This window comes from Nocardia sp. NPDC059228, assembly GCF_042754245.1.
GTDB lineage: Bacteria > Actinomycetota > Actinomycetes > Mycobacteriales > Mycobacteriaceae > Nocardia.
The window spans coordinates 236,559-251,624 of record NZ_JBHZAL010000001.1; the positions used below are offsets into that span (position 1 = coordinate 236,559).

The following is a 15,066-nucleotide window of genomic DNA, read 5'->3' on the forward strand; positions in this document are numbered from 1 at the left end:
CCCTGCGGTTAGTCCGATACTGCGCGAACGGCTTCCGAACGCGGCCGGTCGATGCCACGAGCGTCGCCCGGCTGCGCTCCGGTCTTCCACGCAGCATCGTTCCGACTGGGACGCCGGCTTTTCCGCGCAGCCGGCCGCCCCGGTTATGATGGCACCGCTTTCCGCCTCCTTAGCTCAGTGGTAGAGCACCGCTCTTGTAAAGCGAAGGTCGTCAGTTCAATCCTGACAGGGGGCTCAAAGAGGCTCTGACCTGCGAAAGCAGGTCGGGGCCTGCTTCTTTTGAGTGAGAACAACCCGTGGATAGCGCTGAACTCCGCTGCCGTCGTTGCATGACCGCATCGCGGCGCCGCATCTGCGGTGTGAGACCAATCACACCGATTGGTCCCAGGTGGGGACCGACGATGTGAAGTCGTAGATGGTGTGGCTCTGGCTAGACGCTTCGTTGCCGTAGCTGGCCAGGAGAAGCGTGGTATCTGTCCCGGCAGGCCTTGTTGAAGACCGACAGAGCCGAAAAACCGCTGTCGTAGGCGATATCGGCGATGGTTCGGCGTTGATTCCGTGGATCGGAGAGGCGTGCCACCGCCCGTTCGAGACGGGCGGTGAGCAGGTAGCTATGGGGAGTAGTGCCCGCCAGTCGCATGGCGCGTTCGAGCTGGCGGCGCGTGATGCCGAGATCTTCTGCGACGGTTTCCACCGTGACCCGCGGATCATCGGAGCATCTGCGGATATGCAGGCGCGCATCTCGGGATATCGCGGCCAGTTTCGTGTTCTCCGGGGCCCAGCGTTCGTCCAGAGCAGCAGCCAGCAGCCCGGTCCAGTGCGTGCTGATCTTCAAGAATTGGGCCGCCGTCATCGTGTCGCCGTGGCGGTCGAGCTGTTCGGTGAGTGCGAGCACGGACCCGAGCAGCGGGTCGTGGGCGTCCAATGCCAGATGCGGCGGCCCATCGGGAGACAAGCGCAGTATGTCGGCGGGAACGTTCAGAATCCAGCTCCGCACATGGTCGCCGTGGGAGAGCACCATGCGCCGGCCCCAATCGACGACGCCCATCTGGCCCGGCCGCAGCAGCACTCGCGTGCCGTGTTGCTCGATGCCGACGGTTCCGCTGCGCGGGATCAGCAATCGGGCGCTGCGGTCGCCGTCCGCCTCGACCTCGGCCGGCGTGCGTTCGTAGGAAATCTCGGTGGATTCGAACTGCACATTCTGGAAGTCGCCCAACCTGTAGCCCGCCAGGCGCTGAACCCGCAGCGCGCCATCGAAGTTCGGCCAATCGCTGAAGTCGACCCGTGCTCCGCCCTGATTGATGGAAACCTGCTCGCGCCAGTACGCCGGTCTGTCGTCCTTCGGCACCTCGGAGGTGGTGTCGCTTGACAATTCCAGCTCAGACACCTGCGTCCCTCGTCAGCGTTGTCGCAATCCCGGAAAAGGTTCGTCGCAAATCCGGTCGACCCGAATCTATACGCGCACTTAGCCTTTGACTAAGTGAGTCGCTCGCAACGCTGCTCGACGAAATCGAACGCGAACAGGGCTGACCCGCACCGCTGTCGATGTTGCTGATCTACGAAGGGGGTAGATCAGCAACACCTCACCTTCGCTCGCTCACGCGGGCGCACCCATCGGCCGCGCCTTCACTCCTCGCAGGAAACTCCCAGGGAAGGGTCAGGTTCTTCGCGGGGGAAGCGCAGAATATGGCCTTATGACAGGTGTGCCCGTTCAGCCGCGCGAACCCGAGGCGAGGGTGCTCGTCGTTGACGACGAGCCCATGATCGTCGAGCTACTGTCGGTGAGCCTGCGATATCAAGGGTTCGAGGTCGCGAGTGCCGCGAGCGGCACCGAGGGGCTGGACAAGGCCAAGACCTTCCGGCCGGATGCACTGATCATCGATGTGATGATGCCCGGGATGGACGGATTCGGGCTGTTGCGGCGGCTCCGGGCCGACGGGATCGACGCACCGGTGCTGTTCCTGACCGCGCGCGACGACGTGGACGACAAGATCACCGGACTGACGCTCGGGGCCGACGACTACGTCACCAAGCCGTTCAGCCTCGAAGAGGTGGTCGCGCGGTTGCGGGTGATTCTGCGGCGGTCCGGGCGCTCGGCGCCGGAGACCAAGACGTCGCGGCTGCGGTTCGCCGATATCGAACTCGACGACGACACCCACGAGGTATGGAAGGCCGGCGAACCGGTCGCCCTGTCGCCCACCGAGTTCACGCTGCTGCGGTACTTCCTGGTCAATGCCGGCACGGTGCTGAGCAAGCCGCGGATCCTGGACCACGTGTGGCGCTACGACTTCGGCGGCGAGGTCGGCGTGGTCGAAACCTATGTGTCCTACCTGCGCAAGAAGGTCGACACCGGACCGGACCGGCTCATCCACACCCTGCGCGGGGTCGGCTACGTCATGCGGGAGCCTCGCGGTAAGACGGCCAACGCGTGAACGCTGCCCCGGTCGATGGCAAAGGCACGGCTCGCAGTCTCCGGGGCAAGCTCGCCGACCGGCTCGCCGCGGTGCCGCTGCGCACCACCCTGGTGCTCGCGCTGGTGTCCCTGGTCGGATTCGGGCTGCTGGTCTCGGGTATCGCGGTCACCTCGCTGATGCGCAATGTGCTGGTCGAACGCATCGACCGGCAGCTCTACGACGCCGCTCACAGCTGGGCCGCGCCCGGCGCGCAACGCCCGGAACCGCTGCCCACCGTGCGCGGGCGGGAACGGCCGCCGCACCTGTACTGGGTGCAGGTGCAGGATGCGACGGGCCAGATCACGCTGAGCCTGTCGGCGGGCGTGCAGCAGCCCGAAGTGCCCGCGGACCTGGGTAATCGGCCGGAGACCGTCGGCTCGGTGGGCGCGTCCACCGAGGAGTGGCGGGTGCTGCGGACCGTCAACGAGTACGGCACCAGCACCATCGCGCTGCGCATGGACGAGACGAACTCGCTGCTGGACAAGCTGATCGTGCTGCAACTGGTGATCGGCGCACTGGTGCTGGCGGCGCTGGCGGCGGTGGCACGCATCGTGATCCGGCGCAGTCTGCGGCCGCTGCGGGAGGTCGAGCGCACCGCGGCCGCCATTGCGGGCGGTGACCTGCATCAGCGAGTTCCGGTGCGCGGCACCGACACCGAGGTCGACCACCTCTCACAGTCGCTGAACACCATGCTGACCCAGATCCAGCAGGCCTTCGCCGCCACCGAGGCCTCCGAGGAGGCGGCGCGGCGCTCCGAGGCCAAGATGCGGCGCTTCGTCGCCGACGCCAGCCACGAACTGCGCACCCCGCTCACCACCATCAAGGGCTTCTCCGAGCTGTACCGGCAGGGCGCGATCACCGATCCGGACATGCTGATGGACCGCATCGAACGCGAGTCCAAGCGGATGGGGCTGCTGGTCGAGGACCTGCTCATGCTGGCCCGGCTGGACGCGCAGCGACCGATCGAACGGCGGCCGATGGACCTGCTCATGATGGCCAGCGATGCCGTGCACAGTGCGCGCGCCCTGGCGGCGGCCCAGCACCCGGAGGGTCCGGAACGCAAGATCGACCTCGAAATCCGGCCCGGGCCCGGCACTCTGGAGATGCTCGGCGACGAGCCGCGACTGCGGCAGGTGCTGGCCAACCTGATCAACAACGCGCTGGTGCACACCCCGCCCGAGGCGGAGGTGACGGTGCGGCTCACCCCGGCCGCCGACGAGGTGCTCATCGAGGTCGCCGACACCGGGCCGGGACTGGATGCCGAACAGGCCGAGCGGGTCTTCGAACGTTTCTATCGCACCGATGCGTCCCGCAGCCGGGACAGCGGCGGTACGGGACTGGGACTGTCGATCGTGCATGCGCTGGTCGACGCGCACGGCGGCAAGGTGTCGGTGACCAGCGAGCCGGGGGAGGGCACCACGTTCACCGTCCGGCTGCCGCGCGAACCGCGCTGAGCGGGGTGCCCGCGCGGGACGTGGGCACCCGGGTTCACTACGCGGGGACGTTCGCGCCGTAGCCGAGGTCGCGCAGGGCCTGCTTGATCATGGCCTGCGCCTCGTCGAGGGATTCCTTGCTGGGTTCCGGGTCCGCCCCGCTGATGTCGAAGTCACCCAGGTGGAAGGCCGGGAAGACGTGCATGTGCAGGTGCGGCACCTCGAGACCCGCGATGAGCAGGCCCGCCCGCGGGGCGTCCCAGGCGGCCCGCACGGCCTGGCCGATCTTCTGGGCGACCGCGGTCAGGCGCGCGAAGGTGCCCGGATCGACGTCCTGCCACTGGTCGATCTCCTTGCGCGGCACGACAAGCGTGTGCCCCTGCGTCACCGGGGCGATCGTGAGGAAGCCGACGAATTCGTCGTCCTCCCAGACGAACCGGCCCGGCAGCTGACCGTCGATGATTGCGGAGAAAACAGAAGCCATGCCCCGGACCTTACGCGGGGAAGGACACCCCCGCGCGAACGCACAACAGACCGCTACCGGTTGCGTCTGCCCAGCCCTTTAAGCTGTCTGCCGTGCGCGTACTCGTCATCGGTTCCGGAGCCCGTGAACATGCCCTCGTCCTGGCGCTGCGCAAGGACCCGGCGGTGTCCGCCGTGTATGCGGCGCCCGGCAATGCCGGCATCGCCCAGCACGCCGAGGTGCGTGCGGTGGACGCCACCTCCGGGGCGGAGGTGACCGAGCTCGCCCAGGAGCTGGGCGTCGATCTGGTCGTGGTCGGACCCGAGGTGCCGCTGGTGCTCGGCGTGGCCGACGCGGTGCGGGCCGCCGGGATCCCGGCATTCGGCCCGTCCGCCGCGGCCGCGCGGATCGAGGGCTCGAAGGCCTTCGCCAAGGACGTCATGAACGCGGCCGGGGTGCGCACCGCGCACAGCGAGATCGTCGACCATCCGGGTGAATTGGATGCGGCGCTGGATCGTTTCGGGCCGACCTGGGTGGTCAAGGACGACGGCCTGGCCGCCGGCAAGGGCGTCGTGGTGACCCCGGACCGGTCGGTGGCCCGTGAGCACGGCGCCGAGCTGCTCGAGCAGGGCCACCCGGTGCTGCTGGAGTCGTTCCTCGACGGCCCCGAGGTGTCGCTGTTCTGCCTGGTCGACGGCGAGACCGTGGTGCCGCTGCTCCCCGCCCAGGACCACAAGCGGGTCGGCGACGGCGACACCGGGCCGAACACCGGCGGCATGGGCGCGTACACGCCGCTGCCGTGGCTGCCGGAGCAGACGCTGCAGGCCATTGTCGACGATGTGGTGAAACCCGTTGCGGCCGAGATGGTTCGCCGCGGCGTGCCGTTCAGCGGCCTGCTGTACGCCGGTCTCGCCGTCGGGCAGGCCGGGCCGGCCGTGGTCGAATTCAACTGCCGCTTCGGCGATCCCGAGACCCAGGCCGTGCTGGCCATGCTGGACAGCCCGCTGGGCGAGCTGCTGTACGCCACCGCGACCGGCACCCTGGACCAGGTGCCCGCGCCGCGCTGGAAGGACGGCGCCGCTGTCACCGTGGTGCTGGCCGCCGAGAACTACCCGGCCCGCCCGCGCAGCGGCGACGTCATCACCGGAGCCGAATCCACCGGCACCGGAACCGAATCCGAGGTGCTGCACGCCGGCACCGCGCAGCGTGAGGACGGCGCGCTGGTCTCCGCGGGCGGCCGCGTGCTCGCCATCGTCGGCCAGGGCGCGGATCTCGCCGAGGCCCGCAAGAACGCCTACGAACGCCTCGCCGGAATCAAGCTGCCGGGCGGCCACTTCCGTACCGACATCGCCCTGGCCGCCACCGAGGGCCGCATCACCGTCCCGGCCTCCGCCTGAAGCCCGACGACCAGAAGTCCGAATCCGCGCCTGAACTTCGAATGCCAGCGCGACAACTGATTTCGCGCCGATCGGGGTAACTCGCCGGGTACCCCCGAAATTGTTTCGGCCCTGAACCGCCGGCACGCGTCGCCAGCGGTCAACGGCTCCGAGCGGTGCGCTGAAGTTCCGGGGAGGCGGGGGAGCGGAGGCGGGGGAGCGGAGGCGGGTCAGACGATGATGCCGTGCTGGGCGAGCCAGGGCTGTGGGTCGACGTGCTGGCCGTTGATGATGATCTCGAAGTGCAGGTGCGGTCCTGTCGAGTCGCCGCGGTTGCCGATGCGCGCGATCTGCAGGCCCGCCGGGACGCGCTCGCCGACCGACACCGAGAAGTCGTACATGTGCCCGTAGACGGAGATGGTGCCGTCGTCGTGGCGGATGCGCACCCACAGCCCGAAGCCCTGGGCCGGGCCCGCGTCGATGACGGTGCCCGCCGCCACCGCGTAGATCGGTGAGCCGAGCGGCGCGGCGATGTCGATGCCCGCGTGGAAGGTGCCCCAGCGCGACCCGAATCCGGAGGTGAACACGCCCTTCGCGGGCAGCGCGAACCCGCCGGCGCCGGGGATCACGAAGCCGGGCGGCAGCGAACTGTCCGGTGACGGCGTCATCCACGGCTGCGGCTGCCCGGCGACGGCCGCCGCGGCCTCCGCCTTGGCCCGCTCCAGCGTGGCCGCCGCGGCCGCCGAGACCACCGCCTGCTCGCGCAGATGCTCACCGTTGCTGATGGCGTCCAGATACCGCTTCGACGTCTCCGGGGCGGCCTGCACCTGCAGCGGATACTGCACCGGAACCCGCAGCGCCACACCGGGACCCACCTCGGCGTCGGTGGGCAGCAGGCCCAGCGCGCCGTCCGCGCTCGCGAACACCAGCACCGCGACCACACCGCCGATCAGCACCCGGTGCCGAATGCCCCACGCGCGCACCACCGGCCACTGCCGCCGCGCTGCGGCCCGGCGCCGCCGCACCAGCTCGACGGTCTCGGCCCACGAGCGCGGCCGCCGGCCCCACAGCTCGATCGCACGGGCTCGCGCGATCGGCGCGTACCACCGCAGCCAGGCGATCGCCTGCCCCGCGAACCGGACGACCGACCGCCGGACCCGTTCCAGCGCCTCCTGACCCCGCGACGGCTCGTCCTGGAATGCCAGCTGCGACCGCACACCCGGCGTATAGCTGTCCGTCGCGCCGGCTGTCCGCGGTGGTGCGGATTCGGGTGGGTTCGGGTCGGCCTCCGGGGTGGTTCCGGTGGTTGCTGGTCCCCCCTGCACAGCCGCCTCCTCAGGCATTCGGGTGGCAGTTCCCGGACAGGCGGGGGAGTCGGTGCTCTACCGTCTGTCGAGTGCGTATCGAATCTCGCCGGTCGACCATTCCACCTTTTTACGTGATGGACGTCTGGAAAGCAGCAGCTGAACGGGCCCGGACACACGGAGATGTGCTGGTGCTGGCCGCGGGGCAGCCGTCCACGCCCGCTCCGGCGGCGGTTTTGCGCGCCACCAAGGCGGCCATGGATTCCGAATTGCTGGGCTATACCGAGACATTCGGGACGCTGGCGCTGCGGGAGGCCATCGCGGAGCATCATCGCAGCACCTACGGGGTGCGCGTGGACGCGGACGATGTCGTGGTGACCACCGGTTCCTCCGGCGCGTTCACCCTCATCTTCCTGGCGGCCTTCGATCCCGGCGACACCGTGGTGGTGGCCCGGCCGGGCTATCCGGCCTACCGGAACACGCTGACCGCGCTGGGCTGCGACGTGGTCGAACTGGACTGCGGGCCGGAGACCCGATTCCAGCCGACGGTGGCCATGCTGGAGGCGCTGCCGGAGCCGCCCGCGGGGCTGATCGTGGCGAGCCCGGCCAATCCGACCGGGACCATGATCGCGCCGGAGGAGCTGGCGGCGCTGGCCCGCTGGTGCGACGAGCACGGGACGCTGCTCATCTCCGACGAGATCTACCACGGCATCGTCTACGCCGGCACCGAGCCGACCTCCTCGGCCTGGGAGACCTCCCGGGAGTCGGTGGTCATCGGCTCGGTGTCCAAGTACTTCTCCATGACCGGTTGGCGGCTGGGCTGGATGCTGGTGCCGGAATCGCTGCGCCCGGCGCTGCAGCGACTGGCGTCCAATATGACCGTGTGCCCCCCGGCTATTTCTCAGTTCGCGGCGGTGCACGCGTTCGGCGCGGAGGCCAAAGCCGAACTGGACGGTCATGTGCGGCGCTATGCGGCGAATCGCCAGCTGCTGCTGTCGGGGCTGCCCAAGCTCGGCATCACCGACCTCGCCCCCGCCGACGGCGCGTTCTATGCCTACGCGGATATCGCTCACCTGACCGATGATTCGATGCGCTGGTGCACCGAGGTGCTCGACGCCACCGGTGTGGCGCTGGCGCCCGGCATCGACTTCGACACCCGCAACGGCCACCACACGGTTCGCTTCTCGTTCGCCGGAGCCGGCGCCGACATCGAAGCGGCACTGGACCGGTTGGAACGGTATTTGGCCTGATCTGCCAAGGAGATTGAGCGCAGTGGGCAAAATGAACACAGCGCCGGTGATGACTGGCACGATTGCACCGTGACCACTGCGACGACTCCGAAAGGCGAACGGCGTCGCCAAGCGCTGGTTTGTGCCGCCGCCGAGCTCCTGCTCGAAGGTGGCTTCGAAGCGGTCCGGCACCGCTCGGTGGCAACCCGGGCGGAGCTGCCGCTCGCGTCGACCACCTACTACTTCGAATCGCTCGAGGATCTGATCGCGCGCGCGGTCGAGTTCTCCGGCAATGCCGAACTGGAGGCCATGCGCCGCCGCGTCGGCGAGGTCACGCACCGCCGGCGCGGGGCGGAGGCCACCGTGGAATTGGTGCTGGACCTGTTGGTGGGCCCGGAGATTCAGGACCTGGACGCGCGGGGCCAGCTGATCGCCCGCTACGAGCGCTCGGTCGCGTCCGCCCGGCACCCGGAACTACGAGAGGTCCAGCTGCGACTACGCGCCCAGCTGGACGAGCTGCTGACCGACGTGCTGCGCCGCTCCGACCGCGTGGTGCGCACCGAACAGACCCGCCGCCTGGTGGCGGTCGTCGATGGGGCGGTGGTGACCGCGCTCGGTGAACTCGACCCGCAGCCCCGGCGCATGGCGCGGGGCGCGCTGCTCGAGATCATCGACATCGTCGCCCCACCGGCATAACTCGGCCCGACTCCCGGGAACTCTCGGGAAGCTCCGGCCGGAGCGAATTTCCGCCGCGGTGATGGCGGGGCAAACCGGTGGGAAACCCACCGGTAAACTGGGACAACGTGAGTCTTGTGCCGAACGTCCTTGCCACCCGCTACGCCAGCCCCGAGCTGGTTCATCTGTGGTCGCCCGAGAACAAGATCGTGCTCGAGCGGCGGTTGTGGCTGGAGGTGTTGCGGGCACAGGCCGAGTTGGGGGTGGATGTTCCGGCAGGGGTCGTCGAGGACTACGAGCGGGTCATCGATCGGGTGGATCTGCGGTCGATCGCGGAACGCGAGCGGGTCACCCGGCACGACGTGAAGGCCCGGATCGAGGAGTTCAACGCGCTCGCGGGGCACGAGCACGTGCACAAGGGCATGACCTCGCGGGATCTCACCGAGAACGTGGAGCAGCTGCAGATCCGGCTGTCGCTCGAGCACGTGTACGGCCACGGCGTGGCCATCGCGGCCCGGCTGGCGGAGCGGGCCGCCCAGTATCGGACGCTGGTGATGGCGGGCCGCTCGCACAATGTGGCGGCGCAGGCCACCACCCTCGGCAAGCGATTCGCTTCTGCCGCAGACGAATTGCTCATCGCGCTGACCCGGCTGCGGGAGCTGATCGACCGATACCCGTTGCGCGGCATCAAGGGTCCGATGGGCACCGCGCAGGACATGCTGGATCTGCTCGGCGGCGACGCGGCCAAGCTGGCGCAGCTGGAGCAGAAGGTGGCCGGCCACCTGGGTTTCGCGAACGTGTTCACCAGCGTGGGCCAGATCTACCCGCGTTCGCTGGACCACGATGTGCTCTCCGCGCTGGTGCAGGTGGGCGCGGGCCCGTCCTCGTTCGCGCACACCATTCGCCTGATGGCGGGCCACGAGCTGGTCACCGAGGGCTTCCAGCCCGGCCAGGTGGGCTCCTCGGCCATGCCGCACAAGATGAACACCCGCTCGTGTGAGCGCGTCAACGGCCTGCAGGTGGTGCTGCGCGGCTACGGCTCGATGGCGGCCGAGCTGGCGGGCGCGCAGTGGAACGAGGGCGACGTGTTCTGCTCGGTGGTGCGCCGGGTCGCGCTGCCGGACGCCTTCTTCGCCATCGACGGCATGATGGAGACCTTCCTGACCGTGCTGGCCGAATTCGGCGCGTACCCGGCTGTGGTCGACCGTGAGCTCAACCGCTACCTGCCGTTCCTGGCCACCACCCGCATCCTGATGGCGGCGGTGCGCGCGGGCGTGGGCCGCGAGACCGCCCACGAGGTCATCAAGGAGCACGCGGTCGCGGTGGCGCTGGCCATGCGTGAGCAGGGCCGCGAACCCGATCTGCTGGACCGCCTGGCCGCCGATGACCGCATGCCGCTGGACCGGGCCGCCCTGGATGCGGCCCTGGCGGACCGTTCCGCCTTCATCGGCGCGGCCGAGGCGCAGACCGCCGATGTGATCGCGCAGGTCCAGAAGCTGGTCGACGCGAATCCGGAGGCCGCCCGCTACACGCCGTCACCGATCCTCTAGGGATACAACGACTCTCGAATCTCGCCCCCGGCTCCGGAACGGAGCCGGGGGCGAACGAGTTGCAGGCGAAGTATTGCGGCGACGCTCGCCCGGCCACTGGGCCGTGTCGGGCGGGCGTGGGGTAGGGGGCTCTAGGCTCTGCGGGCATGAACCCTTACACGATCTTCTCCGACATCGTTGCCGGGCGGGCACCGTCGTCCAAGGTGTACGAGGACGAGGATTGCCTGGCGTTCATGGATATTCGGCCGGTGACGCCCGGGCATGTGCTGGTGATTCCGAAGACGCCTGTCCGGAGCCTGGCGGAGCTGGATCCGGCGTTGGGCGGCAAGCTGTTTCAGGTGGGGCAGCGCATCGCGGCGGGCCTGCGGGAGTCCGAGGTGCACTGCGACGGAGTGAATTTCTTCCTGGCCGACGGGGTCACGGCGGGCCAGGAGGTTTTCCACGTGCATCTGCACGTGATTCCCCGCACTCCGGGCGACGGGTTCGGGCTGCGGGCGCGGCCGACCAGTCCGGCGCGCGCGGACCTGGATTACCTGGCGGGATCCATTAGGGGCGCATTGTCCCGAATTGCCGCCGACTGATAGCCGATTCGCATTACCATATCCGGACCGCGTGGTTAGCCAACGACACGCCATAACCTCATTCCCGCGCGTCGCAATAGCCACTCGAGTTACGTTTGATGGTGATTGTGGTGGGCTGATGAAGGTGGGGACATGCGTCGAAGAGTCGTTGCCGCAGCTGTTTTGGCGATCGCTGCAGGTTTGCTTTATCCGGTGGCCGCCCCGCCGACAATCGCGCACGCGGGCCAGGTCGTCCGCGTCGACCAGCTGAGCGCCACCCGCTCGGCGATCTTCATCGACTCCGCGGCCATGGGCCGCACCATCCAGGTGCAGGTGCTGCATCCGGCCGGCGGCGGCGACCGCCCCACCTACTACCTCCTCGACGGCCTGGATCCCGGTGCGACGCAGAGCACCTGGACCAATGCCACCGACGCCGAACCCTTCTTCCAGGGCAAGGACGTGAACGTGGTGCTGCCCATGGGCGGCCAGGCCAGCTACTACACCGACTGGGTGTCCGACGACCCGCGCTTCGGCCGCTACAGGTGGGAAACCTTTCTGACACAGGAGCTTCCGCCCATCATCGACGGATACTTCGCCGGTAGCGGGGTGAACGCCATCGGTGGTCTGTCGATGGGCGGCATCGCGGCCTTCGTGCTGGCGGTGCGGCATCCGGAGCTGTACCGGGCGGTGGCGGGCTACAGCGCCTGCCCGGACACCACGATCGCGCAGGGCGCCATGATGTTCTCGGTGGCCAATCGCGGTGGCAACCCGCTCAATATGTGGGGCGCGCCGGGCGGTCCGGCCTGGGCGGAGCACAATCCGGCGGTGCTGGCCGAGGCGCTGCGTGGCAAGACCATCTTCCTGTCCACCGGTACCGGCCTGCCCGGCCCGCACGAGCTGGAGATCAAGCCGCAGCTGCCGGAGAACATCTTCTTCGGCGGCCCCATCGAATTCGGGGTGGACGCCTGTGTCACCGCCTTCGAGCAGCGGCTGCGTGCCATGAACATTCCGGCGCGGGTGGAGCACTCGCCGGTGGGCACGCACTCGTGGTCGTACTGGCAGGACACCCTGCACGAGTCGTGGTCGACCATCGGCGCGGCGATAGGGGCCTGAACAGTGTTGTGCCCGGCTCGTTTCGAGCCGGGCACGCCCGAATCAGGCTCCGGGCCGGTTGAATTCGCCGTCCTTGGCCCCGGCCACGAAGGCTTCCCATTCGCCGGGGGTGAAGATCAGTACTGGCCCGTCCGGATTGCGGGAGTCCCGTAATCCGATGTTTCCACTGGCCAGAAAGGCGATCTCGACGCCGTCGGCGGTGTCGTCTCCGCGCCGCCACACCGCATCGGCCTCGATGACGCGGTTCTTCGCTTCCACTGTCGGCCTCCCCTGTGCGCACCAGCAGTACTGGTCGGTGATGTAGATCGCACTCATGATGCCAGGGTTTGTGAGTGCTTCGGATCGGATATTCCATCTTCTGTCAGTGGAAGGAGGTATGTGGTGCGCACGCCATGGTCCCCGCAACGAGCCGCCCCGGTCTCCGACAGCTGTGCGGTGGTTCCGGAGCGCTTCACAGCGGAATTGGCCCACAGCATTCTTCGGATCCACCGGAGTTGCCCGACCGACCAATGCGCTCGTCGCAAGGCCGCCGTCTTCTACCTCTACGAGCAGCATCAGCACGCCAACGGGGCGCGGCAGCGACGGATACGGTGACGGCTACCGTGCGACTCCCGCGCTCGACCGGCGCGGGAGCCGCACCACGCCCGGTACCGCCGGGTCGAGGGCCCGCGGTGGGGGATCGCTACTAACGTGGTGCCCATGGCTTTGGACAGTGGTAGCGCGATCTCAGTAGACGGCGCGGTGGTGGCGCCGATCGCCAAGCGGGCTCCGATGGAGCGCGTGCACCACGGGGATGTCTTCATCGACGAGTACGAGTGGCTGCGGGAGAAGACGGATCCCGAGGTCATCGCGTATCTGGAGGCGGAGAACGCCTATACCGACGCGCAGACCGCGAAGCTGGGCCCGCTGCGGGAAAAGATCTTCGAGGAGATCAAGTCGCGGATCCAGGAGACCGATCTGTCGCTCCCGACCCGGATGGGCGAGTTCTGGTACTACTCGCGCACCTTCGAGGGCAAACAGCACGGCGTGCACTGCCGCTGCCCGATCGCCGGTCCGGACGACTGGACCCCGCCCAAGCTGGAGGCGTCGGCCACCATGCCCGGCGAGGTGGTCCTGCTGGACTCCAATGAGCTGGCCGAGGGCCACGACTACTTCGCGCTCGGCGCGTTCTCCATCAGCCACGCCGGTGACATGCTGGCCTACTCGGAGGACACCTCCGGTGACGAGCGCTATGTCCTGCGCTTCAAGAACCTGACCACCGGTGAGCTGCTGTCCGACGAGATCACCGGCGTCACCCAGGGCGCGACCTGGTCGCTCGACGGCGCGTACGTCTTCTACTCGACCTACGACGACGCGTGGCGGTCCGACACCGTGTGGCGGCACAAGCTGGGCACGCCGATGTCGGCCGATGTCCAGGTTCTCCATGAGCCGGATGCCCACTACTCGGTGGGCGTGACGGCGACCAATTCGGAGAAGTACCTGCTGCTCTACGTCGAATCCAAGATCACCACCGAGAACTGGATCCTGGAGGCCGACAACCCCGAGGGCGAATTCCGGCTCATCATGCCCCGGCGCGAGGGCGTCGAGTACTCGGTCGATCATGCGGTGGTGGGCGGCGAGGACAAACTGCTCATCCTGCACAACGACGTGGTCGACGGGGTCAAGGCCGAGAACTTCGTGCTCGCCGAGGCGCCGCTGCACGATCCGACCAACCAGACCATCCTGATTCCGCACCGCGACGATGTCCGCCTCAACGGCCTGGAGTCCTTCTCCGACAAGCTGGCGGTCAGCTATCGGCGCGACGCGATGCAGCGGGCCGCGGTCTGGCCGCTGACCGACACCGGGTACGGCGAACTGCAGGAGATCGATTTCGGTCTCGAGCTGTTCGACTCCGGGTTCGGCGCCAACCCGGAGTGGGAGCAGCCGATGCTGCGGGTCGGGGTCACCTCCTACATCACCCCGATGAGGATCTTCGACTACGTGCCCGACACCGACGAGCTGCTGCTGCGCAAGGAGCAGGTGGTGCTCGGCGACTACAACCCCGACGACTATGTGCAGCACCGGGATTGGGCGGTGGCCGCGGACGGTACCCGGGTGCCGATCTCGGTGGTCATGCGCAAGGATCTCCCGGCCGGTCCGAAGCCGTTGCTGCTCTACGGCTATGGCTCCTACGAGGCGCCGATGGATCCGTACTTCTCGGTGGGGCGGTTGTCGCTGCTGGATCGTGGCATGGTCTACGCGGTCGCGCATGTCCGCGGTGGCGGCGAGATGGGCCGGCGCTGGTACGAGGAGGGCAAGAAGCTCGAGAAGAAGAACACCTTCACCGACTTCGTCGCCTGCGCACGGCATCTGGTGGATTCCGGTGTCACCGCGCCGGACCGCATGCTCGCCGAGGGCGGCAGCGCGGGCGGGCTGCTGATGGGGGCGGTGGCGAACCTCGCGCCCGAGCTGTTCGCGGGCATCCTGACCAATGTGCCCTTCGTGGACCCGCTGACGTCCATCCTGGACGAGTCGCTGCCGCTGACCGTCACCGAGTGGGACGAGTGGGGTAATCCCCTGGCGGACAAGGAAGTCTACGAGTATATGAAGTCCTACGCGCCCTACGAGAACGTCGAGGCGAAGGACTATCCGGCGATCCTGGCCATCACCGGGCTCAACGACACCCGCGTGCTGTACGTGGAGCCGGCCAAGTGGGTGGCCAAACTCCGCGCCACCAAGACCGGCGATGCGCAGCTGCTGCTGAAGACGGAGATGAGCGCGGGCCACGGCGGAGTGAGCGGCCGCTACGAGAAGTGGAAGGAGGCGGCCTTCGAGCTCGCCTGGCTCCTCGACACCGTGGGCCTGGCCGGCGCTTAGGCTCCGAGTCCGGAACATGAAGCGGTGGCGGGATTCCCGCCGCCGCTTCGCGGT

At 68.4% G+C, this 15,066-nt stretch carries 13 protein-coding genes and 1 tRNA gene; 10 read left to right on the forward strand and 4 right to left on the reverse strand.

All coding sequences use genetic code 11. From position 1 onward, the window contains the following. Positions 1–163 precede the first annotated feature (163 nt). Positions 164–235: transfer RNA gene (locus ACFXKA_RS01110), tRNA-Thr, on the forward strand. A gap of 195 nt (positions 236–430) precedes the next feature. Here the strand turns inward: ACFXKA_RS01110 and ACFXKA_RS01115 are convergent. After that, the gene (locus ACFXKA_RS01115; RefSeq protein WP_379425295.1) at positions 431–1,348 is read right to left on the reverse strand and encodes a helix-turn-helix domain-containing protein; all 918 of its coding nucleotides are present in this window, start codon (positions 1,346–1,348) and stop codon (positions 431–433) included. Positions 1,349–1,694: 346 nt separating this feature from the next. Here ACFXKA_RS01115 and ACFXKA_RS01120 point away from each other — a divergent pair, with 346 nt between their 5' ends. Next, positions 1,695–2,432 carry a response regulator transcription factor gene (locus ACFXKA_RS01120; RefSeq protein ID WP_354831085.1) on the forward strand — a complete coding sequence of 246 codons (738 nt, stop codon included), beginning with the start codon at positions 1,695–1,697 and terminating at the stop codon, positions 2,430–2,432. Positions 2,433–2,503: 71 nt separating this feature from the next. Beyond that, positions 2,504–3,907, forward strand: a complete 1,404-nt coding sequence (locus ACFXKA_RS01125; RefSeq protein WP_379425871.1) for a sensor histidine kinase — start codon at positions 2,504–2,506, stop codon at positions 3,905–3,907. A gap of 37 nt (positions 3,908–3,944) precedes the next feature. On the opposite strand, the gene ACFXKA_RS01130 is transcribed toward ACFXKA_RS01125, so the two are convergent. Further along, positions 3,945–4,370 (reverse strand): HIT family protein, encoded by a 426-nt coding sequence (locus tag ACFXKA_RS01130; RefSeq protein WP_354831079.1) that lies wholly within the window; start codon positions 4,368–4,370, stop codon positions 3,945–3,947. A gap of 92 nt (positions 4,371–4,462) precedes the next feature. Between ACFXKA_RS01130 and purD the strand changes: the two genes are divergently transcribed. Continuing rightward, positions 4,463–5,746 (forward strand): phosphoribosylamine--glycine ligase, encoded by a 1,284-nt coding sequence (purD, locus tag ACFXKA_RS01135; protein ID WP_379425296.1) that lies wholly within the window; start codon positions 4,463–4,465, stop codon positions 5,744–5,746. Positions 5,747–5,955: 209 nt separating this feature from the next. On the opposite strand, the gene ACFXKA_RS01140 is transcribed toward purD, so the two are convergent. Then, a complete protein-coding gene (locus ACFXKA_RS01140) occupies positions 5,956–7,050 on the reverse strand; it encodes a M23 family metallopeptidase (protein WP_379425297.1) in 1,095 nt (364 codons plus the stop codon). A gap of 71 nt (positions 7,051–7,121) precedes the next feature. On the opposite strand from ACFXKA_RS01140, the gene ACFXKA_RS01145 reads away from it, so the two are divergent. From ACFXKA_RS01145 to ACFXKA_RS01165, 5 genes are all read left to right on the forward strand, one after another. Next, positions 7,122–8,279 (forward strand): pyridoxal phosphate-dependent aminotransferase, encoded by a 1,158-nt coding sequence (locus tag ACFXKA_RS01145; RefSeq protein WP_354831070.1) that lies wholly within the window; start codon positions 7,122–7,124, stop codon positions 8,277–8,279. Positions 8,280–8,348: 69 nt separating this feature from the next. Further along, complete coding sequence (locus tag ACFXKA_RS01150; RefSeq protein WP_354831067.1) at positions 8,349–8,954, forward strand: TetR family transcriptional regulator; 606 nt, start codon at positions 8,349–8,351, stop codon at positions 8,952–8,954. A gap of 107 nt (positions 8,955–9,061) precedes the next feature. Beyond that, positions 9,062–10,483 carry an adenylosuccinate lyase gene (gene purB / locus ACFXKA_RS01155; RefSeq protein WP_379425300.1) on the forward strand — a complete coding sequence of 474 codons (1,422 nt, stop codon included), beginning with the start codon at positions 9,062–9,064 and terminating at the stop codon, positions 10,481–10,483. Positions 10,484–10,629: 146 nt separating this feature from the next. Beyond that, entirely contained in the window at positions 10,630–11,064 is a 435-nt protein-coding gene (locus tag ACFXKA_RS01160) for an HIT family protein (protein WP_379398045.1), read from the forward strand. Positions 11,065–11,196: 132 nt separating this feature from the next. Continuing rightward, positions 11,197–12,156, forward strand: coding sequence for an alpha/beta hydrolase (locus ACFXKA_RS01165; RefSeq protein ID WP_379425302.1), 960 nt, complete (start codon positions 11,197–11,199; stop codon positions 12,154–12,156). Between the two features lie 42 nt (positions 12,157–12,198). On the opposite strand, the gene ACFXKA_RS01170 is transcribed toward ACFXKA_RS01165, so the two are convergent. Further along, positions 12,199–12,471: a DUF397 domain-containing protein gene (locus ACFXKA_RS01170; protein ID WP_083868551.1), complete on the reverse strand. Its 273-nt coding sequence runs from the start codon at positions 12,469–12,471 to the stop codon at positions 12,199–12,201. Positions 12,472–12,855: 384 nt separating this feature from the next. Here ACFXKA_RS01170 and ACFXKA_RS01175 point away from each other — a divergent pair, with 384 nt between their 5' ends. After that, the gene (locus ACFXKA_RS01175) at positions 12,856–15,012 is read left to right on the forward strand and encodes a S9 family peptidase (RefSeq protein ID WP_379425303.1); all 2,157 of its coding nucleotides are present in this window, start codon (positions 12,856–12,858) and stop codon (positions 15,010–15,012) included. The last annotated feature ends 54 nt before the right edge of the window (positions 15,013–15,066 follow it).